This window comes from Gillisella taibaishanensis (assembly GCF_001938985.1).
GTDB lineage: Bacteria > Pseudomonadota > Alphaproteobacteria > Rhizobiales > Rhizobiaceae > Allorhizobium > Allorhizobium taibaishanense.
On the sequence record NZ_MKIN01000016.1, the window covers coordinates 99,351 to 124,028 of the forward strand.

At 57.6% G+C, this 24,678-nt stretch carries 25 protein-coding genes; 1 reads left to right on the forward strand and 24 read right to left on the reverse strand.

The genetic code is table 11. The features are described 5' to 3' along the window. Positions 1–50 precede the first annotated feature (50 nt). Positions 51–1,076, forward strand: a complete 1,026-nt coding sequence (locus BJF91_RS01525) for a LacI family DNA-binding transcriptional regulator (protein ID WP_075612724.1) — start codon at positions 51–53, stop codon at positions 1,074–1,076. 106 nt (positions 1,077–1,182) lie between these two features. On the opposite strand, the gene BJF91_RS01530 is transcribed toward BJF91_RS01525, so the two are convergent. The 24 genes from BJF91_RS01530 to BJF91_RS01645 form a co-directional block, all read right to left on the reverse strand. Further along, a complete protein-coding gene (locus BJF91_RS01530) occupies positions 1,183–2,082 on the reverse strand; it encodes a bifunctional methylenetetrahydrofolate dehydrogenase/methenyltetrahydrofolate cyclohydrolase (RefSeq protein ID WP_075612725.1) in 900 nt (299 codons plus the stop codon). 268 nt (positions 2,083–2,350) lie between these two features. After that, positions 2,351–3,289, reverse strand: coding sequence for a WecB/TagA/CpsF family glycosyltransferase (locus BJF91_RS01535; RefSeq protein WP_234801510.1), 939 nt, complete (start codon positions 3,287–3,289; stop codon positions 2,351–2,353). Between the two features lie 163 nt (positions 3,290–3,452). Continuing rightward, positions 3,453–3,983 carry a flagellar basal body-associated FliL family protein gene (locus BJF91_RS01540; RefSeq protein ID WP_075612726.1) on the reverse strand — a complete coding sequence of 177 codons (531 nt, stop codon included), beginning with the start codon at positions 3,981–3,983 and terminating at the stop codon, positions 3,453–3,455. After that, positions 3,983–4,348, reverse strand: coding sequence for a hypothetical protein (locus BJF91_RS01545; protein ID WP_075612727.1), 366 nt, complete (start codon positions 4,346–4,348; stop codon positions 3,983–3,985). The genes BJF91_RS01540 and BJF91_RS01545 overlap by 1 nt, the downstream gene beginning before the upstream one ends. 168 nt (positions 4,349–4,516) lie before the next feature. Next, entirely contained in the window at positions 4,517–5,122 is a 606-nt protein-coding gene (locus tag BJF91_RS01550) for a rod-binding protein (protein WP_075612758.1), read from the reverse strand. A 34-nt stretch (positions 5,123–5,156) separates the two neighbouring features. Then, positions 5,157–5,570: a hypothetical protein gene (locus BJF91_RS01555; RefSeq protein WP_075612728.1), complete on the reverse strand. Its 414-nt coding sequence runs from the start codon at positions 5,568–5,570 to the stop codon at positions 5,157–5,159. A 44-nt stretch (positions 5,571–5,614) separates the two neighbouring features. After that, positions 5,615–6,367 carry a flagellar biosynthetic protein FliR gene (gene fliR / locus BJF91_RS01560; RefSeq protein ID WP_075612729.1) on the reverse strand — a complete coding sequence of 251 codons (753 nt, stop codon included), beginning with the start codon at positions 6,365–6,367 and terminating at the stop codon, positions 5,615–5,617. Next, positions 6,364–8,454 (reverse strand): flagellar biosynthesis protein FlhA, encoded by a 2,091-nt coding sequence (gene flhA, locus BJF91_RS01565; RefSeq protein WP_075612730.1) that lies wholly within the window; start codon positions 8,452–8,454, stop codon positions 6,364–6,366. The genes fliR and flhA overlap by 4 nt, the downstream gene beginning before the upstream one ends. Positions 8,455–8,753: 299 nt before the next feature. Next, positions 8,754–9,020: a flagellar biosynthesis protein FliQ gene (gene fliQ / locus BJF91_RS01570; protein WP_075612731.1), complete on the reverse strand. Its 267-nt coding sequence runs from the start codon at positions 9,018–9,020 to the stop codon at positions 8,754–8,756. Positions 9,021–9,158: 138 nt separating this feature from the next. After that, entirely contained in the window at positions 9,159–9,605 is a 447-nt protein-coding gene (flgD, locus tag BJF91_RS01575) for a flagellar hook assembly protein FlgD (protein ID WP_075612732.1), read from the reverse strand. Further along, positions 9,596–10,045, reverse strand: a complete 450-nt coding sequence (gene flbT / locus BJF91_RS01580) for a flagellar biosynthesis repressor FlbT (RefSeq protein WP_075612733.1) — start codon at positions 10,043–10,045, stop codon at positions 9,596–9,598. The genes flgD and flbT overlap by 10 nt, the downstream gene beginning before the upstream one ends. Next, positions 10,042–10,389: a flagellar biosynthesis regulator FlaF gene (gene flaF, locus BJF91_RS01585; protein ID WP_075612734.1), complete on the reverse strand. Its 348-nt coding sequence runs from the start codon at positions 10,387–10,389 to the stop codon at positions 10,042–10,044. The genes flbT and flaF overlap by 4 nt, the downstream gene beginning before the upstream one ends. A gap of 34 nt (positions 10,390–10,423) precedes the next feature. Next, a complete protein-coding gene (locus tag BJF91_RS01590) occupies positions 10,424–11,491 on the reverse strand; it encodes a flagellar hook-associated family protein (RefSeq protein WP_075612735.1) in 1,068 nt (355 codons plus the stop codon). Positions 11,492–11,494: 3 nt separating this feature from the next. Further along, complete coding sequence (gene flgK / locus BJF91_RS01595; RefSeq protein WP_075612736.1) at positions 11,495–12,949, reverse strand: flagellar hook-associated protein FlgK; 1,455 nt, start codon at positions 12,947–12,949, stop codon at positions 11,495–11,497. Positions 12,950–12,972: 23 nt separating this feature from the next. Beyond that, entirely contained in the window at positions 12,973–14,223 is a 1,251-nt protein-coding gene (locus BJF91_RS01600) for a flagellar hook protein FlgE (protein WP_075612737.1), read from the reverse strand. A 130-nt stretch (positions 14,224–14,353) separates the two neighbouring features. Next, positions 14,354–15,025: a transcriptional activator Rem gene (gene rem / locus BJF91_RS01605; protein ID WP_075612738.1), complete on the reverse strand. Its 672-nt coding sequence runs from the start codon at positions 15,023–15,025 to the stop codon at positions 14,354–14,356. A gap of 336 nt (positions 15,026–15,361) precedes the next feature. Further along, the gene (locus BJF91_RS01610) at positions 15,362–15,946 is read right to left on the reverse strand and encodes a transglycosylase SLT domain-containing protein (RefSeq protein ID WP_075612739.1); all 585 of its coding nucleotides are present in this window, start codon (positions 15,944–15,946) and stop codon (positions 15,362–15,364) included. Next, the gene (gene fliK / locus BJF91_RS01615) at positions 15,876–17,648 is read right to left on the reverse strand and encodes a flagellar hook-length control protein FliK (RefSeq protein ID WP_075612740.1); all 1,773 of its coding nucleotides are present in this window, start codon (positions 17,646–17,648) and stop codon (positions 15,876–15,878) included. Before fliK ends, BJF91_RS01610 begins: the two co-directional genes overlap by 71 nt. Further along, positions 17,645–19,198: a chemotaxis protein MotC gene (motC, locus tag BJF91_RS01620; RefSeq protein WP_075612741.1), complete on the reverse strand. Its 1,554-nt coding sequence runs from the start codon at positions 19,196–19,198 to the stop codon at positions 17,645–17,647. Before motC ends, fliK begins: the two co-directional genes overlap by 4 nt. A 4-nt stretch (positions 19,199–19,202) precedes the next feature. After that, complete coding sequence (locus BJF91_RS01625) at positions 19,203–20,549, reverse strand: MotB family protein (protein ID WP_075612742.1); 1,347 nt, start codon at positions 20,547–20,549, stop codon at positions 19,203–19,205. Continuing rightward, positions 20,546–21,196 carry a hypothetical protein gene (locus BJF91_RS01630; protein WP_075612743.1) on the reverse strand — a complete coding sequence of 217 codons (651 nt, stop codon included), beginning with the start codon at positions 21,194–21,196 and terminating at the stop codon, positions 20,546–20,548. Before BJF91_RS01630 ends, BJF91_RS01625 begins: the two co-directional genes overlap by 4 nt. 554 nt (positions 21,197–21,750) lie before the next feature. Further along, complete coding sequence (locus BJF91_RS01635; protein ID WP_075612744.1) at positions 21,751–22,713, reverse strand: flagellin N-terminal helical domain-containing protein; 963 nt, start codon at positions 22,711–22,713, stop codon at positions 21,751–21,753. Between the two features lie 437 nt (positions 22,714–23,150). Further along, positions 23,151–24,110 (reverse strand): flagellin N-terminal helical domain-containing protein, encoded by a 960-nt coding sequence (locus BJF91_RS01640; protein ID WP_075612745.1) that lies wholly within the window; start codon positions 24,108–24,110, stop codon positions 23,151–23,153. A 441-nt stretch (positions 24,111–24,551) separates the two neighbouring features. Then, a partial coding sequence (locus tag BJF91_RS01645; protein ID WP_267890131.1) for a flagellin occupies positions 24,552–24,678 on the reverse strand: 127 nt, incomplete at its 5' end.

Below are 24,678 nucleotides of genomic sequence, written 5' to 3' on the forward strand. Positions count from 1 at the left end.
TCACGCCACGTTCGGCATGAACGACGATGCTGGAGGGAGGACGTTTCCGCGTGAACCTGAAAGAATTGTCGCAGATGCTCGGTCTGTCGCAGACGACGATCAGCCGGGCATTGAACGGCTATCCGGAAGTCAATGAAGAGACCCGGCAGCGGGTGGCGAAGGCTGCTGCAGAGACCGGCTATCGGCCCAATCGGGCAGCACTTCGGCTGGCAACTGGCAAAGCCGGATCACTGGGGCTGGTCATGCCGATTTCCCCTGATCTCAGCGCCGACATCCATTTTGCCGAGTTCCAAAGCGGTTTGGCGGAAGCCTGTCTGGAGCATGAATTTCATTTCGTTATCATTCCAGCCCATCCCGCCGCCGAGCAGCAGGCTATCAGAGGCCTCGTCGGCAGCGGCGCCGTCGATGCCTTCTATCTCGCTTATCTCCGGGCCAACGATCCGCGCATTGCCATGGCAAAGTCGCTCTCCGTGCCGTTCATCGTGCACGGCCGGTCGCAGGGCATTGCCGAAGACTATCCCTATCTCGATATCGACAACGAGCAGGCCTTCCATCAGGCAACGGAATTGCTGATCGGGCTTGGCCATCGCCATTTCGCGCTGTTAAACGGGCCGGAAGAGCTGGATTTTGCGCTGCGCCGCCGGATCGGCGCGCAAAAGGCGCTGATGGCTGCGCAGCTAGAACTGCCACCTGCCGCGATCAGTCACACCCAGATGACAGACCAATGGGGCTACCGGAAAATGAGCGCCCTGCTGCAGGGACCGGTTCGACCGACAGCGGTGCTGTGCGCCAGTACCGTGCTGGCGCTCGGTGCAGTGCGGGCGATCAATGACGCTGGGCTGACGGTCGGGCAGGATATTTCCCTGGTTGCCCACGACGACGACCTGCCGCTCCTGAAGCCCGAGCATTTTCGGGTGCCACTGACCACGACACGGTCATCGCTTCGCGACGCCGGACGGCGCGTGGCGCAACGGCTGATCGCCGATATCGACACGCCACCGCAAGGCCCGCCGCTCCAGGAGCTCTGGCAGGCGGAACTGGTGATCCGGGCCTCCACCGGCCCGGCGCCCTCATGATTTAGCAGTTTCCGATTGGCAAGACCGGTTCCCACTTTTCCTGGAAATGTTTGCTTCCACGCATTTCCGGACGGAAAACCGGTTCCCACTTTTCCTGAAAATGCTTTTAGAACGTCGGCGCTTCTTTGTCCGCGCTGCGGTAGGCGGCGATGACGGTGTTGGCCATCAGCATGGCGATGGTCATCGGGCCGACACCACCGGGTACGGGACTGATGGCACCGGCCTTGGCCTGGCACTCGCCAAAGGCGACATCGCCGACCAGCTTGGTCTTGCCCTCACCCTTTTCCGGGGCATCGACTCGGTTAATGCCGACATCGATCACGGTGGCGCCATCCTTTACCCAATCGGCCTTGACCATTTCCGCACGGCCAACGGCGGCAACGAGAATATCCGCCTGCCGAGCGAGGCCCGGAAGGTCTCGGCTGCGGGAGTGCGCCATTGTTACGGTCGCATTGGCATTGAGCAGCAATTGCCCCATCGGCTTGCCGAACAGGTTGGAGCGGCCAATCACCAGCGCGTTCAGCCCGGAAAGGTCACCGCCGTGGATCTGGCGCACCAGCAGCATGGCCCCTGCCGGCGTACAGGAAATCAGGCCGGTCTTGAGATCGCCAGTCGCCAGCTTGCCGGCATTGACGATGTGCAGCCCGTCTACATCCTTTTCCGGCAGGATCGACTGGATTACAGCCTCACTGTCGAAATGCTTGGGCAGCGGCAATTGCACGAGGATGCCGTGAATGGCCGGATCGGCGTTCAGGCTTGCCACGAGATCGAGAAGCTGCTGCTGGGTCGTCTCCAGCGGCAGGGTATGCTGAACGGAATTAAAGCCACACTGCTTGGCCATCCGGCCCTTGGAGCCGACATAGGCGTGGCTGGCCGGATCATCACCGACGATCACCACGGCAAGACCGACCTTCTGGCCGACCGCCTGCTCGAAAGCCTCGGAACTATTTTTGACAGCCTCGATAACCGATGCCGCTACCTGTTTCCCGTCAATCACCGTCGCCACGCGTGGTTCCTCTCGTCGAAAAGGCTAGAGCATTTCCAGGAAAAGTGTGAAACGGTTTTCCGTCCGGAAATGCGTTAAAACAGATCAGAGCACTGCAGTGCCCTGATCACCCGCTGAAGACGGGCTTATGACCAAGGTAGCTAACATCGCGGTGGGCGCTGTCAAAGGCAAAAGCTGCGGTAAGCCTGAAAAAATGCAGACAGCCCGCATGGCTCGGGACGAACCATGCGGGCTGTCGAAACTTTTATTGTCGGCTCCCGGACAAATGTCAGGAGCGCGCAGACGCCCGTTCACGGCGCGCTTCCATCTTGAAGCGCAGCACATGCATCAGGAAGACCGGAATACCGATAAGGTACCGGCGCCAGAGGCGGCTCGGCTCGCGGGTCAACCGATAGAGCCATTCGCAGCGGATCTTGCGCATCCACAGCGGCGCGCGCGGCATGGTGCCGGAGACAAAATCGAACAGCGCGCCCACGCCGAACACCACCCGCGCATGCTGCGGCTTGATGTGCTGCGCGATCCATTTTTCCTGCAGTGGCGTGCCCATACCCACAAGCAGGACGTCGATTTTGGCGTCCTCCAGCCGCTCGAGAATAATCGGCAGTTCCTCACTGTCGAAGAAGCCATCGGCAACCGGCACGAATTCATGCCAGGGGGCATGCTTGCGAAACCGGGCGATAGCGCCGGCCAGCACGCCGGGCTTGGCACCGAGCAGGCCAATCCGGCGCGGCTCTTCCATATAGGTAAACAGGGCCGGCACGAAATCGGTACCGTTCAGATTGGCGGCAAAGGGCTGGCCATCGATGATGCTGGCGGCAAGATCCATGCCGATGCCATCGGGCAGCACGATATGGTTCTTGAGGACCTCGCGGTAAGCGGCGTCCTTCATCATGATATTGATATTATTGGCATTGAGGAAAGACACCTGCGCGTGGGCGCCGGGCGTGGCCGCGTATTGGGCGATCAGGCTCAGTCCAGAGACCCAGGAGAGATCAAAGATCGGCATGCCAAACAGGATCTTCTTCGGCGCAATCTCTTCGGCAGTGGAAATCAGGTTCATCGGGTGGAACTCATCATCATGATGGAGGCGGCCGCTGCGCAACCAGTCCCCGGCCAGATCCTGGCGCACCCGGTGGATAAGGCGTGCCGTACTGATCTGCTCATCAGCATCGGCAACGGGAGCTTTGCGCGTAGAAAGAGTATTCATAAACGAGACGAGCCAGATTGAAACCGTGTCCAGGCTAGCAGACAGGCATAAAATCCGGCTTAAACAGCCCGGTAGAAATAGGAGCTTTTCGTTTATACTTCGTTTACTGCAATCTTGTGGCGACCGGCCCGGTCCATCGGACCGGCTGCATGATGTATAAGGCTTACTCAGCAGGTGCTGCGGATTCCGGCGGCTTCTGTCCTTCGACGATCTTGACCGCCGGCAGCAGCTTCGGCTTACCGCCGCCGCCCTCGCGGATATCATCCTTGCCGAGGAAATCGAGCTGCTCGATCAGCACGTCATTGATGACATCGGTGCCCAGCCGCTTGTTGATGCCGGTCTTGATCGCCTGCTTGAAGCCCTCGACATCAAGTTTGGTCGATTTCGACAGGTCGACCATCCGATTGCCCACCAGCAGCGTGAACAGTTCGTCCGTGGTCAGCGCCGTCATCGGCATCTGCAACCCCTCGGCCTTCTGCTTGTCGACCATGAAAGAGAAGCGACCGATGAAATAGCCCTTCACCGCGCCATTATCGAGGAACGGCACGGTGATGGATTCGCCTCGCACCACTTCTGTCGGCGGCGCCTTGGATTCTTCCACCGGTGGCGGCGCAGTGGCCAGTTTCACGGAGAAATAAACCGCCACCAGAGCGACGATGCAGGCCCAGACGCCGGCTAGAACAATCTTGACCATCAATTTTCTCTATAGAGAAACTGTTCCTGGGAGTAAGTGCCATCGCCATCGGCTTCCTGCACCGCGGTACGCAAAATATCGGCAACAGCTTTCACCGCCTCCAGATGAGCCTCGACCCGTCTTGCGTTCAGGGCCAGCTTCTTCTTCAGGCCATGCATCTGCTCGACATAATTGACGGCCACTTCCTTGGGGTCGGTATCGCGAAACAGCATGGTCAGTTCATAGAGGCAGCGGCTCTTGTGTGCGTTCGAAACCTTCAGGTCGAATTCCGGATCCTTGCCGATCCGTTGGTTTTCATTGTCAACGATCATTTCGAGGCGGCCAAGAACGGTCTTGATCCGGTAGTCCTGGGTCACGTGTTCCATGAAAACTTTGTTCCTTGAATTCCGACGCGCATTCCCCCGCGCTGCGGCACGGGGGCTTGCCGTCATTTCTTATAGGTTAAGCCTTGACCAGCTTTCGCCGGGTCAGACGATGGTGTCGCTACCGGATACCCACCCGCCTGTCGCAAGGTCGGGGTCTCCGGAAAAATCTCAGACGGTGGCTGAAGTCGTGTTGGAATAAGGCGCGGCAACGTCGTCCTTGTTCTGCGCCGACTCCGACAAGCCGAGCGTCTTGCGCTCGATCTCGTCGAGCCGCATCTGCGCCATGTTCTTCTGGGCCGGATCGGTGGTCAGGTTCTGAACCCCATGGCCGCGTAGCTTTGCCAGTTCGTCGGCATACATCTGCTTCGCTATGCCGACGCCACCGCGCTCGGAGATCGTGTTGCCGATCTGCTCGGCCATCATGCTTTTCCAGATCTCGCCGGCATTGCCCTTGCCGTAAACAGCTTCGCTATCCTTGGGCAGCATGTTGGAAATGAAGTTCTGCAGCACGATACCTTCGTACTGCCGATAGGGCTTCGGGATATCGCTTGCCTTGATCGAATTGGTGGCGCGATTGGCAAGGCCTGCCTTGGTGGCGGCGCCATCGTTGAGTGCGTTCATCGCCACTTCAAAGCCAGCACTTTTTTCATTCAGGCTGGCCGCCTGGACGCTCGCCCGCGCCGACTGCAGCCTTTGCTGAGCCTCAGCCATGGCGGACGGTTCAGCCGCCCGTACCACGTCCATAACAAGATCGCTCGGAGGAGAAATAGCCACGGTCATCGTTCCCTGAAAATCAATACGAGAACGACTATCCCTTGTGAAGCTTGCTGGAGGCTGGTGTGGCAAGTGTGAGATCGATCAGATCCTGAAGCGCCTGGTCTTCGGCCTCGCGATCCTCCGCATCCCGCGCTTCGTACATCTTGTCTTCCAGCCGCTCCGCCTTGGTGCGCTGGCGCAGAACCTTGTTTTCCTGAACGCGCTGCACGTCGGCCATGCGCCGGTCGTCGCTGGACAGGCGGGCGAAGCGTTCGGCATAGGATTGGGCAAACAGCCGGTGCACCGGATCCATCGAGCCAAGCGCTTCGATCGTGCGATCGAGGCCGGCGGAAATTTCCGCGCGCTGGCGGGCAGTTTCGACCAGATCGAATTCGGCGATCTTCTCCAGATGCCGCTGGACATTGACCAGCCGCTTCAGCTTCTTGGATTTCTTATCGGGTCCCATGGCGCGGCCTCATCGATCGTGCAGGAAACATCGCTCATTCCCCGTCAGCGGCCGAGAAAGATCGGCATGAAGGCATCGGCGAACTGGCGCATCATCACCCCGATCGACCAATAGACGAGCAACAGCCCGCCGGTGATCAGATAGGGGGTCGAAATATAATAGACCGGGATCTGCGGTGCGAGTTTGTTGACCAGGCCAACGCCGACGTTGAACATCAGGCCGTAGATGATGAAAGGGCTCGAGAGCCGCAGCATTAGCATGTAGGTACGCGAGGCCGTATCCGTCAGCGTGATCAGCATCTTCTGCGTATCCGGCACGCCACCCATCGGCATGACCGTATAGCTATCGATCAAGGCGCGGAACACGATGTGATGAAAATCCATCATGAACAACATCATCAGCCCACAGAAGCTGATCATGTTGGTCATCTGGTTTTCGGGGCTGTCTTCCAGCACGTCGGGCATGGTCGTGCCGTTGAAGCCGATCATCATGGTGAGAATCGAGCCGGCAAATTGCAGGCCGAGCGTGAAGATCCTGGTAATCATGCCAAAGACAACGCCGATCAGCGTTTCCGTGGCGATCAGCGCGACGAACATGGAGCCGCCGCCGCTGACCTTTGGATAGACCGTGTCCCACAGCAGCGGCGTGCAGGCCATCGACACGGCAACCGCCACCAGCAGGCGCACCTGGGTCGGCACGCGCGACGCGGCAAAGCCCGGCATGGTCATGAAGCAGGCACCGATGCGGCAGAACACTAGAAACAGTGCCAGCACCGATCCCTGCGGGTCGCTCATCATGAAATAGATCCCAGGATCTTGATCTCGATGCCCTTAGCCAGTTCGACATGCGACAGAACGGGCAAAGTGGCAAACAGACGCTCAATAATCATGCGCACATAAGACCGCGTTTCCGGCGAGGTGACAAGCACGAAAGGCAGGCCGCGATCCATGAATTCACGGATAACCCGGCTTGCCTGCTCGCTGAATTCCTCGAGCGAGCGTGGATCGATGTCGAACTCGACCACTTCGCCCTTGTTGTCGCGCTTCAGCGCCTGGTGGAACACCAGATCCCACTTGCTGCCGAGACGCAGCACGCGCAGCACACCGTTGTCGGTCAAGTCGCCGCACAGCTGCTGGGCCATGCGCACCCGCACGTGTTCGACGATCTGTTCGGTCTTGCGCACATGCGGCGCCAGCTCGGCCACGGCTTCGAGAATGAGATGCAGGTTGCGGATCGACACGCGCTCCGACAGGAGCAGTTTCAGCACCGCCTGCAGGCCCGAATAGGACATGTGCGAGGAGCAGATTTCGTCGGCGAGTTTCTTGTATTCCGGGTCCAGTCTGTCGATCAGGATCTTCACATCCTTGTAGGACAGAAGCTGCGGCAGGTTGTTGCGGATCACTTCGCTGAGATGGGTGAGGACGACCGAGACGTTGTCGATCGGATGGAAGCCCTCGCGCTTCAGGTCCTCGGTAAAGGTCTCCATGATCGAGACGGCAGGCATGCCGAAGGCGGGTTCGCGGATCTCGTCGCCGGGAATACGAGGCTTGCGACCATTGCCTGTCACGACGAGCACTTCGCCGACACGCAGCATGTTGGACGCGATCGTCGTGCCGTGGATGCGGATATGATAGGCCTTGTCGGGAATACCGATGTCGTCGGTGACCTTGATTTCCGGCACCACGAAACCGTATTGGCTTGCGAATTTCTTGCGCATCTTGCCGACACGGAAAGCCAGTTCCTGATGCGAGCCCAGCAGACGGGTCGAGACAAGCTTGCCGAGAGCAAGCTCGATCTCGGAGGTCTTGAGGACGCTCTTGACCGAATCCTTTTCGGCTTCCTTGTTCTGGCTGACCTTCTTTTCCTCGATCTGACGCTTGGCGAGATTGGCGGCTTCCACCTGACGGGGAATGTACCAGCTGCCGAAGGCCATGATGCCGCCCAGGGTCACGAAGGGGACCAATGGCAGACCCGGAATAATCGCGAGCAGGAACATCAGCGCCGCAGCGACCGACAGGGCGCGCGGATAGCCGCTCAGCTGATTGATGACCGCTTCGTCCGTCGAGCCGGCATTGCCGCCGCGGGTGACGAGAAGGCCGGCGGCCAAGGAGACGATCAGGGCGGGGATCTGCGAAACCAGACCATCGCCCACCGACAGCTTGACGAAGACGTCAGCAGCTTCGCCAACCGGCATGCCGTGACGGAAGTAGCCGATGACGATGCCGCCAAAAATGTTGATGGCGGTAATGATCAAACCGGCGACCGCGTCGCCGCGCACGAACTTAGAAGCACCGTCCATGGCACCGAAGAACGAGCTTTCCTGCTCCAGTTCCTTGCGCCGGCGCTGAGCCTCGCTTTCATTGATAATGCCCGCCGACAGGTCGGCATCGATCGCCATCTGCTTACCGGGAATGGCATCCAGGGTGAAGCGGGCGCCGACTTCCGCGATACGGGTGGCACCCTTGGTGATGACGATGAAGTTGACCGTAACGAGGATGGCAAAGACGATCAGACCGATCACAAAATCGCCGGACATGACAAGTCCGGCAAAGCCGGCAATCACGCTGCCCGCCGCGTCATGCCCCTGATGACCATGTGACAGGATCACGCGCGTCGTCGCAATGTTCAACGACAGACGCACCATGGTCGAAATCAGTAGGATGGTCGGGAAGGACGAGAAATCCAGCGGCCTTTGGATCCACAGCGACACCATCAGGATCAGCACGGAAAAGGCGATGGAGAAGGCCAATCCCATATCGATCATGAAAGGCGGGATCGGCAGGAATAGAATGCATAGAATGGCAACAATGCCCATCGCAAAGCCGATTTCTCGACTGCGATTTGTGGCCATTGCCGGAATGGGGGTCGTCGGTGCTTGCGCCATGTCCTGTTCCGTCTCTTCATGAGAAGGCTGGCGAATCGAAAGAATTCGCCGAGAGGACTACAGGACTAATCAGCCAAGCTTGCGCGAAGATGCCTAGAGCATGACCAGACAGAAACCGCGCGAAGATGAAGTATTACGGCGCTGGCGTTTTTCAGGAAAGGTGGAAACCAGTCCAACTATCCGAACCTGACAGACCTAAAGCATGTCGCATTTAATTGCCCGCAATTAAACGATAACGTACATGCGACAAAAGAAGAGCTAAAGCGTGTTGCCGTGAAGCCTACTCACGGCAACACGCTTTAGAATCCGGATTGCACTCGGGAAAATACAAGATTTGCAAAGATCGAGATCTGGGCGCCGACGAAAGGCGCAGAAATGCCAATGGTGATCATGATGGCCACGATTTTCGGCACGAAGGTCAGGGTCATTTCCTGAACCTGGGTCAGTGCCTGGATCAGCGCGACCACCACACCGACAATCATGGCTGCGAGAACGGCCGGACCCGAGGCGACCAGTACCGTCCAGACGGCGGTGCGCATGATGTCGAGGGCGTCGGCTTCATTCATTGGAATTCCTCCAGCGGCCTCATGCCACCTGATTCCCGGCTATTATTACGGCAAAATTCCCCAGACCGATACCGGAAAGGGGACTTTTGCCGAGAAGACTGATGGTATCCGCATGCCGCTCCGAAGCGGCAAAATGCATCAGGAGCCGGTCTTGAACTGGACGCCCGTTTGCAGCGGCACGGAACCGCCGGCACTGGTGGTGAGCGTCACGGCATCGTCGCTGACCTTGACGTTGGACACGACACCGGTGGTGGCGCCATCCGAGCTGGTGACTGTCTTGCCGACGATATCGCCTGCACGTGTCAGTGCCTCGGCCTGCAGCATGGAGCGCAGCAAGGTATTGGTCTTGATCGACTGCTCCACCTGCGAATAAGTGGCGAGCTGAGAGACCTGTTGGGTCGCATCCATCGGCTGGGTGGGATCCTGGTTCTGCAGCTGCGCGATCAGCAGCTGTAGAAAGCTGTCGTAGTTCATCGATGCACTGGCGGCATCCGATGTTGCCGAAGCGTTGGCGAACGGATTGGTATAAGTCGTCGAGGTCGTCGAACTCTTGGAGGTCGCCGAAGTCGTCGCGTCTACCGCCATGGCGCAATCTCCTTGCGGATCTGTTCGATCGTCGCAGGTGCCATTTCCTGGTTGTGGAGGATCCGGTCTTCGATCGGATAGAGGCCGCGAATGGCCTTGAGTGCGTCGAATGCCCGGCCTGAGACCACCTGAGCGTCGATCCGCTTCAGCTCGGCCAGCACTTCGTCATCCTGGAAGCAGGAGAGCAGCATGACGATCGACTTGCGGAACATCGTCATCGTCTGTTCCTTGCCCTCCGGATTGATCAGGATCATCTGGGCGATGAAATAGAGCTGACGCAGCGGGGTATTGGCATCTTCCGGCTGGAGCACGTGGTTTTCCAGCAGGAACGTCACATCGTTCAGGAACTCAAGGGCAACCTTCCGGTCAACGCGCAGAACGGCGCCATTGATAAAGATTCGTTCCCCGGATTTCAGCGAGATTCGCAAGGTGCTCTTCATTTAAGTCCATCCCTAATGATGGTGGTTACGTCGATGATCCCTTGGTAGTTGTCGGACTCCCGCTTTCTGATGCGGTCGCATTCCTTCAGTATCCAAAGGGCAATGGAAATGAGATTGGCGCGAAGCTCCGTGCCAAGCTGGTTGTCAGGCTGCTTCAGATCCTCAATGAAGCGGATCCAGACGCGGCGCGTGTAATAAAGAGCTTCAATGCCTTCTCGGCCATAGCGGCCGGCATCCCGGGCCTGGCTCAGCAAGTCTATTGATCGTTCTAGAACTTGGCGCTCACGCTCTTTGGCGTCGGCAACCCCGTCCTCCATGATCTCGTTGTAGGAAAACTGGTACATCTAGATTTCCTTTACTCCTACTCACCCTTGATCATCAAAGGTAATCCACAAGGCTGAGCTTCTGCAAGCGTGAGGTCAAGGTGTACGATGTCTCAACCAGGGACTGCAGATTGTTCAGACGGGTCGAGGCTTCATAAGCATCAACACCTGTCAGGTTGCTTAATTGCGTTTCGATAATGTCCTTCTGAGAGTTTAAGGAATCGTTCGCTTTGGTAACGCGCTCCTGAGACAAACCCAGCTGGGTCCGCTCGTCGTTGAGGCCGGATACGGCAAGACCCGAATATTCCACCGCCTTTTTGACCATCGCGTTGCGGGTCGCGTCGGAATAGTTGCTCTTGAGCATCTCCGTCCCGATCACCGAAACCAGACCCATGTAACGGAAACCGTTTGCATTGGCGCTGGAAGAGCTCTGAACGACTTCGTTCTTGCTGATCCGGCTCTGCATCGTATCGTCGGTGGCCGAGGACCAGTTGTCCGTCCAGTCCGATCCGGTGAAGGACGGCTCCAGCACGTTCTCCATGAAGTCGGTCATCTGATCGGCGGTGATGCTGCTTGCGCCGGAATCATCCGGAGACATGCCAAAATAGTTGGAAAACAGACTGTCGAAAGACTGCTTCGCCTTGCTGAGCGTGCCGTCGGATGCCACTTCGCTGTAGTCTGCGATTGGCTTCACATCGGTGTTGACGCCGGAAAACAGATATTCGCCGTTGACGGAGGTGTTGGCGGCGCCAGTGAAACTGGCAAGGGCATCCTTCACGGTCTGCTGTGCCGAGTTCAGCGTCGTACTGTCTGAACTGTTGCCAAGCCCAACCAGGGTCGACTGGATCTTGGTTGCCGCCGTCGCCATCGTGTCCAGCGCCGTCTGGGACGAGTCGAGACGGGTCGATACGATCGAATTGGTGCTGATCAGCGACTGAAGCCGCAGGGAATCCCGGTTCAGATCCACCGCGGAGGAGCTTTTGGCGCCGAGTTCGGTGCCCACGTCCGCAAATTTGCCTGTTGTGACTTCCGTCTGCGCTTCCGACATCTGCTTTTGCGCATCGCTGATCGTGAGGCGCATGGCATTCTGGATAGTCAGGCTGGATATGCTTGATGTCTTCATGACTTATGCGATCTCCAGAAGCGATTTCAGCATTTCGTCGACCGCGTTGATCAGTTTGGTCGATGCCTTGTAGGACTGCTCGACATCGAGCATCTTCGACAATTCTTCGTCCAGGTTGACCCCGGTCTTGTTTTGATAGGCCTCAGTTGCCCGCTGCGACAGGGCAGCCTTCGTCTCGTTGGCCGAATCCGAAGCAGAGCGATAGCTCTCCAGCCAGCCGACCGAATTGGAAGACAAGTCCATGACATTGGAGGTGTCGCCAAGGCCGACAGCTGGATCGATGTCGTGCTTGTTCTCCATCCCGGTGACGTAGCTATCGAGCAGCTTGGAGTAGCTGACGCCGCCTGTGGTATTCCACTTGTAGCTGCTTCCGTTGACGCCGCCGTCGCGCAGCAATGTAGGATCGCCGTTCTTGGAGGTGACATAGGCATCATTGACCTTGAAACTCTCGGAAATGCCGGGAACGAGCGTGCCGCCATCCTGCGTCGAGCCATCCGACCAGGTAAAGAGACCTGGCAGCGGGCTGTCGCCGCTCGTGGCATCGGTTTCCGAAAAAGTCGTCACCAGCGAGCGCGCGGTCTCGTCAAGTTGCTGCTGCATCTGCGGCGCAATGGTATCGCGGATCTGAAGGCTGGCAGCGATCGAACCCTGCGCACTCGTATTGCCGCCGGTGCCAGCTTTCAGCGGCACGCCGTCGATATAGACTGGGTTGCCCGATGTCGTGGCACCAAAAGCGCCGGTCGACTCAAAGCTGACTTTACGCGGCAGTTTGTCGAACAGGACAGTGCCGTCATTGGTATACAGCGCCATGTCATTATTGCCACGTTTGACCGTGGAAACGCCGACGAGCTTGGAAATGTCGGAGACGATCTTGTCGCGCTGGTCGAGAGCATCGTTCGGATCGCCGCCAGAGGCCGTCGCCTTCGTAACGGCTTCGTTGACCGTCTGGAATTGCGACAACAGATCGTTGAGCTTGCTGACATCATCGCTGATGTCGGAATCGGCCTGGGCGCGAACCTTGCTGATCCCCTGCGTGGTCGCGGAGATAGAGTTGGCAACGTCCTGGGCAGCACTGACCGCCGTTTCAGCCAGCGACCGTTCGCTCGGTTGCGCCGCATAGGACTGCATCGCATCGCGTAGCTTAGTAATGTAAGTGGAAGGCGCAGACTCGTAGTTATTGCCGCCATACAGAGACTTGAGCTGATCGAGACCAGTATTCAGAGTATCCTGGCCCTCCGCCTGTGATTGGGCGGAGAGCATTTGCTTTTGCAGAACCGGATCGTCGGAGCGGACCGTAAGGACCTGTGCCCCTCCGGTATTGTTCGTGATCGTGACGGCATCCCGTTTTACATAACCTTCCGTCTGGGAATTGGAAATGTTCTTCGACAAGACCTGCGATTGCGTGCTGGTGTTCCCGAGGGAACTGGTTGCCGTAGACATTGTCGACGAGAGGGACATGGGACCGCCTTATTGGAACAGAATTACCGCTTCAGACTGATAAGCGTGTCCAGCATATCAGCCGCAGTCTGGAACACCTTGGAATTGGCGCTATAGCTACGCTGAGACTGGATCATGTTGGTCAGTTCGGTCGCGAGATCGACGTTGGAGGTTTCCAGCGTCTTGGCCTGAATGCTGCCGAAGCTGCCGGTATTGGCAAAGCCGACCACCACAGTGCCGGCATCCGCCGTCACCTGGAAAGCCGTACCGCTGACAGCTTTCATATTGTCTGGGCTCGCCACCGTTGCCATGGCAATCTTGTAGAGATTGGACGTCGAGCCATCCTTGTAGGTCGCAACGATGTTGCCGCTACTATCGACTGCAACAGACGAGGCCGGGCTGGCACCATTACCGTCGACCGTACCGGTCGAAGAGCTGGCAGCGCTAAGCTGCGTCATCTTCGACATGTCGATATTGATCGTCTGAGGGGGATTAGTCGCGTTGTCAGTGAAGGTGAATGCATCGCCGCCGCTGACCTTCCCTTTATCATCAAAGGTCAGAGACGTTGAGCCGAGAACACCATTGGTATACGGGAAGTTTGTGCCCGCCGTCGCTTCACTTGTGCGGAAGACCGACGCTTCCCACTCGTTGTCATTCGTCTTGGTATAGTAGATATCATACTGATTGGCGTTACCGAGGCTGTCGTAGGCAACCATCGAGCTCTTGAAAGTATAATCAGAACCGCCACTTGCCGGAGTCGTACCGGTTACTGCTGCTTCGCCAGATTTCAGGTTGCCAGAAATCGTCGCGTTTGCCGTGGCATTGGCCGAAATGCTGTCATCCTGGATCTTGACCGGCTCAAGCCCTTCGAAACCATTGATAACCGATGCCGGTTCGCCATTCTCATAGGAATAGCCCAGCAGCGTATAGCCGGCCGAATTGACGAGATAGCCGCTCTGATCAGCCTGGAAATCACCAGCCCGGGTCAGGAACACGCTACCTGAGGCATCCTTGACCACGAAAAAGCCGTCGCCCTTGATGGCCAGGTCCGTGCCTGACGTCGTTGACTGATAGGAGCCGTCTTCGGAAATGCTGTTGACGGTGGTCGTCTGCACGCCGCCGGAATTATAGGTGCCGCTGCCGGTAGAGCCGACAACCAGGCTTGAGAAAGCGGTCGAGACCCGCTTGTAGCCCGTCGTGTCCGAGTTGGCGACATTGTCGCCGACCGTGCTCAATTTGCTGGCCTGAGCCTGCAAACCGGATACGGCTGTATTCATGCTGCCTGAAAGGCTCATACCACGTCCCCATTCGATCGTCGTGTGAGAAGATTATGAAGTGGGCCTTGCGTGAAGCTGTTTGAAAAAACGCTTAGGAGCACAATCGGCTGCAAGGCCCTGAAAACTGGCGGCAAAAGCCGCCAGATGGTTATTTCCAATCGATGCAATAGCCAAGGAAACGCTTGGAATCGACAGGATCGACGCCGAGCTTCTTGCGCAGTTTCTTGCGCAGCTTGCTGATGTGGCTCTCGACCACATTCTCTTCGACTTCCTCGTCGAAAATCCCATAGATCGCATTGAAGATCTGAGACTTGGAAACGCGTCGGCCGCGATTGGCGACTAGATATTCCAGGATGCGGCGCTCGCGGCGCGGCAAGGGGAAGATTTCGCCATTGATTTCAGGATCGCGGCCATCCGAATAGACGCGGATCGCGCCGATTTCGGTGTAATTGGCCACGGCCTTCAGACGCCGCCTGATGGCAGCCGCCCTTGCCAGGATCTCGCGAGGGTGGACCGGCTTGCGCACCACGTCATCCACGCCGCTGTCGAACAGAGCAAGCGTCGCCTCAAGCGATGGCTGGTCACTGACCGCAATCACCGGCGCCATCGTCCTATCCCGGATGGCGCGCGGCAGATCGCCAGTGCGATCTCCCTGCCCCAGCAGAAATGCTTCTACAGCTGCAACGTCACTATCGGCTGCCGAGGCAACCCATTCGCCAAATTCGATCGGGTCGAACCCGGTCGAAGGTATTCCTTCACGTCCAAATAAAGACGTGTATCCATCCTTAACGAGCTCGCGCTCATCAACCACTACGATCATTCGTCCGCCTCCGAATCAGTGTGGTGTTTCAACACGACAATGGGTACGAATCGGGGGGTAAAACCTCAACTGTGGAAAGTTAATGATAGTTATTAATAGTTGATTAAGATTTGACCGGTGATTTGACCTATATCTAGTAGGACGCCGCTAAATCACCCACTATTTTCTTGTGCAAAAGGTTAACAAAAGGCTTGCGCGAGGCTTTGCACATGAAAAATTTATGTGATGCTAAAATGGGCAGGAGCAAGGCATGCAATCAACCAAAGATTGTTTTTGCTGACAGGATACCTCGGTCCATCATGACAGACTGATCCGGTCTTACCTACTTTAAGGTTGTTATTGTTCGCAAAACTGCCGCGCATTCGCGGTCCAGTTGCCGTAGCCGGTTGCAACGAGGTTGGAGATCACACGACAGACATATTGTTTCTGGGCCGGATCGTTGTTTGGACCCGCATGATAGCGGGCTACCGCCATGGTCCAGGTTTCGTGTCTTCCATGCAACGCGACGAGGAATTTTGCGGCATATTCGACGTTGCGTTTAGGGTCGAACATGTCCTGGAGCGACGCAAAATTGTCGTGATGGAAAAAATGGTTGATCTGCATGCAACCAATATCGATCAGTTTTGCACCCTGCTGCTTTGCCGCCGCGAAGGTTTGCATCGCCTCTGCCATCGAATCCGGAAACAGCGCCTTGCCCTCGACGTTCAAAGCGTAAGGCTGCAGTGACCCTTTTCGTCCCGTTTCCGTCAGGCCGACCGAGTAGAGAATACCTTCCGGTATCCCATACTTGGCAGCTGCGCTGCTGATTTCGCGCTCGCAGAGGCCCGTGGAAGCAGCTGCTTTGGCCTCGCTAGAGGTAAAGCTGACCGCTAGCGCCAGAAGCGTTGCTGCCTGTGCCGACCGGCGCAGTCCGTGCCGCATCATCGACCGTCCCCGTGGATGTCTGTCCATATAGATCAAAAGCGACATTCGGCTGCGAGCGATTGCCGCCCTGGCCGGAATTGCCACTGCCCTGCTGCATGCCTTGCTGATTGCCGTTCTGGCTCTGCGAATTGGTCTGGGCGGAATCATTGTTGGACTTTTCGGTGCTTGCGATGCTGATCTGGATCTGGTCCACGGAGAAGCCTTGGCTCTTCAAGGCGCTGACCATGCCGCTCTGGTCCTCGTTCAGCTTGCGGTAGGCCGCGCTGTTTTCGACCACCAGGCTGACTGTCAGCTCTCCATTCGTCAGTTTCAGTGTCGCCGTGACGTTGCCGAGGCTTTCCGGCGTCATCTTCAGCTTCAGGGTGTTCATCGTGCGGTCGGTGCTCGCCTGTTCACTGGAACTCAGGCGATCCGCGGCATGGCTGTGCATGGCCTGCGCCCAGGAACTGTCCCCGGCCATGGCCGCCGCGATATTGGCGCCGTTGCTGGTGCTGGCCGGTGCTATGATCCGGCGGCTGTCGAGCACGCTGACATTCTGCAGCGGATCTGCGGTGGCTACCTGCTGGCCGGTCGCGTCGTCGGCTCCATCAACCGCCCTTTCGCCACTGGTAACCAAATGCAGGGCGTCTGCAGCACTGCTGTCCTTCAATCCATGTGCCGCCTGACCGGCAGCATCAGTTGATGCGGCTTGGCCGGGTTTAACCGCTTTCGAGACGTCAGTGGCCACAAGATCCATCCCGGTTTTGGAGGGCTTTGTGGTCTGCAGAGCATCGTGGCCCGTCGGTCCGGTCAATGCCTTGGAATCAGTGATCGAGGCTGCAGCGGTATCTGTCGACGCAGCACTTGCCGCCTTGACGACCTGCTGTGCCATCTGCTGAAGCTGGCCGGCCGTCGGATTGCCAAGCAGATTCAAAACGTCCTGAACCCCTGCGGCAGCACTCTGCGCAGTGGCAGCGTCTTTGGTGTCGTCAGCAGTGGGCTTTGCCTGTTTGGTTACGGGCTTTGTCTGTGTGGCATCCCCGGCAACAGTCTGGCCAGGAATGTCCGCCTGCGCGTCCGTCGTCTCAGAAGCTGCGTCGCCGCCAGCCGCTTGTTTCAGGGCTGCAAGAACCGCCAGAAGCTGATTGTCGGTCTTTTTCGCTGCGATCTTGCCGGTATTCTGGGACACAGGGTCCTCAGTCGTGGTGGCAGCGTCCTGCTGAGTCAAGGCGGCAACAAGCTTGGCCAAGACGTCAGTCACGTCTGCCGACTGCCCATTGGCGACTGCTCCATCCTGTCCGGAGGCTGCCTGTTCCGTTGCCGTCTGCGCGCTACCTGCCGTCGAGGCGGCAGACGCGAGAGCCTTGGCAATCAAAGCGGCAGCAGTCTTGGCATCGATGGCCGATTTAGCGACCGGCTCCTCGGTAGCCGTAGACACCATTTCTTCTTCGAGCGTACCGTCGTCGTCCGCTGAAGCGGACGAACTTGCCACCGTTGAAGAGCCAGCTGTCCGGATTTGTGAATTTGTTGATGAGGTCGAAGGCGCTTGCTCCTGGGGCGTGTCCTGATCGACGCTTTTATCGTCGGCCGCCTGTCCCTGCCCGCGATCGGCCGTGTCGGCCAAAGCCGTCAGAAAATCCTTGCCCGATCCCTTGCCCTGGTCAGAGCGGCTGGAGCTATAGGCTGGCGATGCGGCTGCGTTGGTCGTAGCGTCGATCATTTCTTAACACCCTCCCCTTTCAACATTTTGTCTATTTCTGCGAGTTTTGACCGATTGCCGCTGATAAAGGTCTGGAAGGCCGGGTCGGGTTGTGGTTGCGGATCCGCCGTGGCTCTATCTACAGGAGCGGCACCTCCTGCACCTATGCCGGCCTTAGCCCGCGTGGTGCCAGCGGGTGGCGCCTTCGCAGTGGGTGCTGCGCCGCCCGGATCCTGCTGTTGATCCGCCGCCTGACTGGTGGAAGCCGCCGCCGGCACAGCATCTGCTGCTCCCATCGGGCCAGGTGCCAGACCGTCAGTTGCCGAACCCAGACCATTTGCAGGACCGGTCGGCAGCGTCAGCACTTCCTTGGCAACCGCACGTGCAGCATCCAGCAGGGCCTGATCGGATGGCGACAACTGGTCCTGTGGCAATTGCGATATCGTATTCAATGCCGCCTTGACATCGGTGGTCGGAATAAGCGCCGCACCGCCATAAAGCAGCGCTTTAGGATCGTTATTGTCAGGCAGGCCCGCCAGCCGTTGCGCCTCGCCGGCGGCAAGCCTTGCCAGGCTTTGGTTGCCATTGATCGTCGCTCGACGTGCGATGCGCAGATAGACCTCACGCCGACGGTCCGGCTCCATGGTCTCAAGCGTCGCAGTGACGTCGTCCTGCTCGAGTTCGTTGAAATGATCAACGATCAGCTGCACCAGAAGATCGGCAAACTGGCTGGCATAGGGCGAGTGCAGGAACCGCCGCGCGTAACGATTGGCGTAGGACATTGCCCGCGCATTCTGGTTGGTATCCATGGCGATCTGGACGGAGCGCCGCAAGGCAGCTTCCTCGACAATGGTTCCAGGCGCCAGCAACCGTGCGATATCGTAGAATTTCATCGCCGCTGCCGGGTCTTTCACCACTGTGACATTGCCAGCGACGAGCGCGATATACGGTCCGATCCGACCATTTTTGTAGAGCGGGACCATGTCACCGATGGAATTTGCCATCAGGACGCCTTTCCCGCTCAGATACTTGCGCAACATGTCACTGATACGGTTGTCGAAATGACCGTTGATGTCACGGGCGACAAGATATTCGAGCGTTGCCGGATTGCCGCCGCTCATTGCATAGATCAGTGCAGCGTCAACGTTGCGAGGGTCTTCGTAATCCGCAGGCAATGCAGTCCGCAGCCGCTTGTCGATGCGCGTCAACAAGAAGCGCTGCATGTCGGCAGCGGAATGATCGCCGCGTACGACTGAATCCTGGACGAATTGCAGAGAGCGCAGCATCATATAAGGCGGCAGATTGTCGCCCTGCCCCGCAGCCAGAGCATTGGCTGGATCGGTTGACTGGTCCGCTGATGGCGCCGGGGTTACTGCAGGCGCTGGCGCGACCGAGGGTTTTTCCGCCGGAGCAGCTGCCCCCGCAGCAAAGGCTTTGCGTGCGGAAACATCGATCGTAGCCGCCAGCAGGCCTCCGACGGCCAACGTCAGAAGCATATCGACGACAACGGTTGCCCGCAGAGCCGATTTGCGCCGTCCGCTTCTCAAAGCCAGGGATCTCACGGCGATCATCACCTTAACTCTGGTCCCCCTGCACGAGGATCTCGATGCGTCTGTTGGCTGGCGCCATAGGGTCTTCCGGCTTCAGAAGTCGGCGATCAGCAAAGCCCGAAACCTGGGTGATACGGCTTTCCGAAAGACCGCCCCGCACCAGCATGTAATAAGCGGAATGGGCGCGCGACATCGACAGGCCCCAGTTATCGTTGTCCGGGCCCTTGTATTGACGGGCATCGGTATGGCCGCGGATGACAACGGCGCCCTCGCGAGCCGCCAGCAACTTGCCGATCCGCTCCATGGCCAGCACCATTTCCTTGCGCGGTACGGCGGATCCAACGTCGAACATAGGAGCCTGCGACTGGTCCGTCAGAGTGACGAGCAACCCACCTTCGGCCGGCTGCACAATCAAACCTTCCGCCAATTTACCGGCGACGCCACCAATTTCGGCTGCAATCTGCTGCTTCAATTTTTCGGCCTGCTTGCTCTGGTCACCATTGACGGCAGCATCCTGGGCCTTGCCATCTGCCATGGCCGCCTGATCTTCCTTGGCGACTTGCTTGGGATCGGGTCGCGCCTTCGGCACGGCGATGGCGACCTGCTGGCCGTTGATCTCAACCTGCGGCTTCTGCTGCGTATTATCTTGCGCAGGCTTTGCGGCATCAGTCGCCTCGGCGCCTGCAGCGGCCTGCTCATCAATCGGCTTGGGCGCAAACGGATCGGGCTTGGCTGTCGCGACGGACGCGGCTGGTTGCTCATCGGGCTTGGCTTCGCCTGGCTTACCCTTTGCCGTCTGGACCTGTTGGCTCCAGAAATCAGGATCGAATGGATCGCGATAAGCTTCGCCGCCCGAGGCGCCTGTCGAAGGGCCAGAATCACCCGCACCGCCTTCGCCCTTGGCACTGACATTGGCCTGCTGGCCAACTTCCTGAGCGATTTCGGCCAAGACCGAATACGGATTTTCAAACAGATCAGCTTCGGAATAAACGGGCTTGTCGCCGGATGTCGAGGTCATATCCTCGCCAGTCGCCGCGGCTTTGCCGATCGTCTCTTCCTGGGCCTTGATCTTCGAGCGTTCTTTGCTTTCCTCGCCCTCGGCCTGGTCGACCGGCTTTTTCACACCCTTTTCGGTCGGCTTTTCGTCGGCCAGCTTGATCGGGTTGAAATAGCTCGCGACAGAGGCGGTCGTCTGCTCGTTGGCAGCATTGACCAGCCACATGACGAGGAAGAAGGCCATCATCGCGGTCATAAAGTCCGCATAGGCGATCTTCCAGGCGCCACCATGAGCGCCATCATGATCGCCGCCGCCATGCCGCTTAATGACGACAATTTCGTTCTTGCCGTGATGGTGATTTTCGGCGTCGCTCATGCCAGAACTTTCTTCAGGCTCGCCGTCCAGGCGGAAATCCGGGTAACGAGGGCGGCATTGCCGACATCGACCGTCAGATCGAGGTCATCGGCTTCAACGTGACGGAGGAGGTTTTTATGAGCCTTCATCCGGACAGACAGCTTTTTGAACAACGCCTCCGGTCCCGTCACCGTGACCTGGCCAACCGCGCCGTCGAGGATCGCGGCTTTCAGCAGGGCGGTCATATCATCAAGCGCCTTGTTGACCAGAAGATCACTCAGAAGAGGCGTCAGCGCCTCGACGAACTGGGCGCCGACAGTGATCGAGACATCCGCTGCGATCTGCTGCAGCCCATGATACATCACCCGTGCCAGTTCGGCCTGGTGCTTTTCCGTCAGTGCCTGCAGCGCTTCGGCATGCGCCTCCTTCAGCTTGGCAATGGCTTCAACGTGGCGTTCGTCTGCCTCTGCAGCCGCGGCTTCATGGCCTTCGGCATAGGCTTCGCGCCGTTCCTTGCCCACGTCGACCGGGTCGGGCTGCGGCAGTTGCAGCATCGGCTCGTCCGGGAACATCAGAGCGTCGTCGTTGAAGCTCATGGCGTCAGAGACCGACGGCGCCGGTTGCGGCGCCGAGAAATCCTTCAGGTAATGAGCGAGCGGCATCGTCATGTCATTTTCTCCCGGACCTTGCGGCCCTAATCGTCGATGCTGCACAACATCGCATCATCAACGCGTCATGCCCAGCGAGCCGGTCAGCTCGAAGGCCCTTAATTCGTGAAGCAATGCTGGGACTGTGAAAGTCGCCACGCACGCTTCATCTTGTTCTTGCTCATGTCGTGCACGCCAAACTGCGTCACATGCGATCACGACACGTTCAGATCCCATCAGACCGAAGCTGATCCCGCAAAATGTTGAAGGCATCCGGTCGATACAGGGCAAGACAGGCGTCCGACGCCATAGCAATTCGACGCAAACACCTGTCTCATTCGTTCCGAAGCTAGGCGGCCAAACTTGCGCGAGGATTTCTCATGCGGCTCGAAGGCGAATTGTCCGGTTTTGTCTGCCACTCCGGAAAATCGACGGCAGATTGGTCCGTCTCAACTCGGCATAAAAAATGTTGGACCGCGCCAGGGCAGTAGCGCGGTCCAACTCATCCACCAAATGCCGATGACCGGCGGCACGGTAGAAAGGGTAAGCGGAAACTCCGGCCCGCCGCGCTGCTGTTACTTGAACAGCGTCAGGATGTTTTCGGCATTGGTATTGGCGATCGACAGTGCCTGGATGCCAAGCTGCTGCTGCGTCTGCAGCGCCTTCATCTTGGTCGATTCCTCGTTCATATCGGCGTCGACAAGACGCCCGACACCCTTGTCGATCGTGTCGCTGAGGTTCTTGACGAACGTATCCTGCAAATCGATACGGCTTTTGATCGCGCCAAGAGTGGATGCCGCATCAGTCAGTTTCTGCAACATGAGATCGACGGCGGAAATCATGCCGTCGAGGTCATCGTTCGATGTCGAGGTCGAAATTGTGACTTCGGTACCCGTCTGGGGGGTCGATGATTGGGCATCGAGCAGATAGTAGGTGCCGGTGGTCGTCGTCGTACCGTAGCTCCAGGTCGCAGTGGTCGCATTCGTCAGGATCCCGTTCGTGGGATCATTGGTGTCGATCAGCATCGAGTCGCTTGTATTGAACTTCAAGGTGGTGACGGAGACGGTACCATCGCTGGCACGGTTGAACGAACCGACCATTTCCTTGGTGCCGGGGGGAGTAATCGACTCGTTATAGAGCCAATTTTCGCCCGAGAACGAGGCCGATTCGGCAATCGACTGGAGCTGATTTTTCAGCTCGTTGATTTCCTTGTTGATCTTGTCTTTATCGACGCCTGGTTCACGCGCCGCGACAAGCTTAGACTTGATGGTGCTGATGACGTCGATACTGGATTCAAGACCCGTATAGGCGGTGTCGGACTTAGACGCAGCCAGACCAAGAGCATCCTGAACCGTGGAGAGAGCCTTGTTGTCAGAGCGCATCGTGGTCGCAATCGACCAATAGGCGGCATTGTCCGCGGCGCTGTCGACCTTGTAGCCCGAGGAAATTCTGTTCTGCGTCATCTCCATGTTCTGGTCGATGCCACGGAGAGTCTTCAGCGCCGCCATCGCGGCTGTATTGGTCATAATGCTGGTCATAGAGTGCCCCATGAAGGTGAAGGGACATGCCGGGTTTATCGAGAGCACCGGCAACGCTGGTCTGCATCATGCACGCTGGCCGCGCTCTTGCCCTGGCAGCCAACCCAACGTTATTTACATTTTATTAACCTTGAATTCGTTAACAAATGGTTAACGCGGTTATGTAATTTTTAATACACCTAAATGAATTCTTAAATTTTTCAAGACGAGAAAGATACGAAACGAAAAAAGCCGCGGCACTGCCGCGGCTTTGAGACGATGGTGAGTGATGATTGATGCCGACCGAGGCGTGCCTCAGCACAATCCCAGGAATTTTCCGTTGACGCGGGGCCGTCAAAGAAGCCCCGCACCGTCGCCATCGACCTCAATACAATTAACTGAAAAAATTCACTTTTCCGATTTTGACAGTTAAGCGTGATCGATATCTGGCATAGTTCTTACTTGAACAGCGACAGGATGTTTTCGGAGTTGGAATTGGCGATGGAGAGCGACTGGATGCCGAGCTGCTGCTGGGTCTGCAGAGCCTTCAGCTTGGTCGACTCTTCGTTCATGTCGGCATCGACGAGGCGGCCGACACCGCTATCGATCGTATCGCTGAGGCTTTTGATGAAGCTGTCCTGCGATTTGAGACGCGAGGTCGTCGCACCGATGGTCGCCGCGGCGTCAGTCATGTTGGCAAGCATCTTGTCAACCGAAGACACCATGCCGTCGATTTCGTCTGATGTCGTAGACGATGTCAGGATGACTTCCTTGCTTGTCGCGTCGCCGGCAGTGGACGAGATCAGGTAGTAGGTCGCAGACGAGGTGGTCGTGCCATAGGCGTAGGTCGCGACGGTGTCCTTGGTCAACAGACCACCGCCAGCAGCCGCATCGTTGATCAGCATCGAGTTGGTGGTATCGAAGGTGATCGTCTTGATAGAAACGTTACCATCGTTGCTGCGCACGAAGGAACCGATCATTTCCTGGGTCGTACCAGCGATGTCGCTGTTGTCGTAAAGCCAGTTTTCGCCGTTGAAGGATGCAGACTTGGCAACAGATGCCAGCTGGTTCTTCAGTTCGACCAGTTCCTTGTTGATCTTTTCCTTATCAACGCCCGGTTCGCGAGCGGCGACCAGCTTGGCCTTGATGTCGGTAACAACGTTAATCGCAGATTCCATGCCGGTGTAAGCGGTGTCCGTCTTGGCGGACCCTAGACCGATGGCGTCCTGCACGGCGCTAAGCGCCTTGTTGTCGGAACGCATCGTGGTGGCAATCGACCAATAAGCTGCGTTGTCCGATGCATTCTCGACCTTGTAACCGGAAGAGATCCGGTTCTGCGTCATCTCCATGTCGGAGCTGATCGACCGCAGGGTGGAAAGTGCTGCAGTCGCAGCGGTATTTGTCATCAAGCTCGTCATAATTGCCCCTCGAGGTGCTTGCTTGGAAAGGGACAGGCCGGGTTTAAACCGGCAACAGCGGTCGGCATCATGCCCGCCGGATCTTTGTTTCCTTTGTCCGGCCCAGTGCTTTCGTGAGCACAGGAAACATGACGTTGGTTAATGAAGTCTAAATTTAAACGAAGAATTAACTGCGTTTGCTAGGGCACGAGAGCAGCCGTGTTGGCGCGCCCATTGGACTAAAATTAATTTATTGTTAAAAATCATTAACTTGACCATCGCTGACGCGAGAACCGACGAAAGATCGCAAGCCGCACTTTTCGTGCATTTTAATTGTTGGCGTCGAGGCTTTATGCGCTCATTCGCTAGTCCACCTGATTCGCTTGCTGCAAACCCACCATGGAAATAGCCGGGCTTTTGGCCCGGCTACGCTTTGCTTGCTGCTGTAGAACCGAAAATCGATTAACGGAACAGCGACAGGATGTTTTCCGAAGCCGAGTTGGCGATGGAGAGGGACTGGATGCCGAGCTGCTGCTGGGTCTGCAGGGCCTTCAGCTTGGTCGATTCCTCGTTCATGTCGGCATCGACG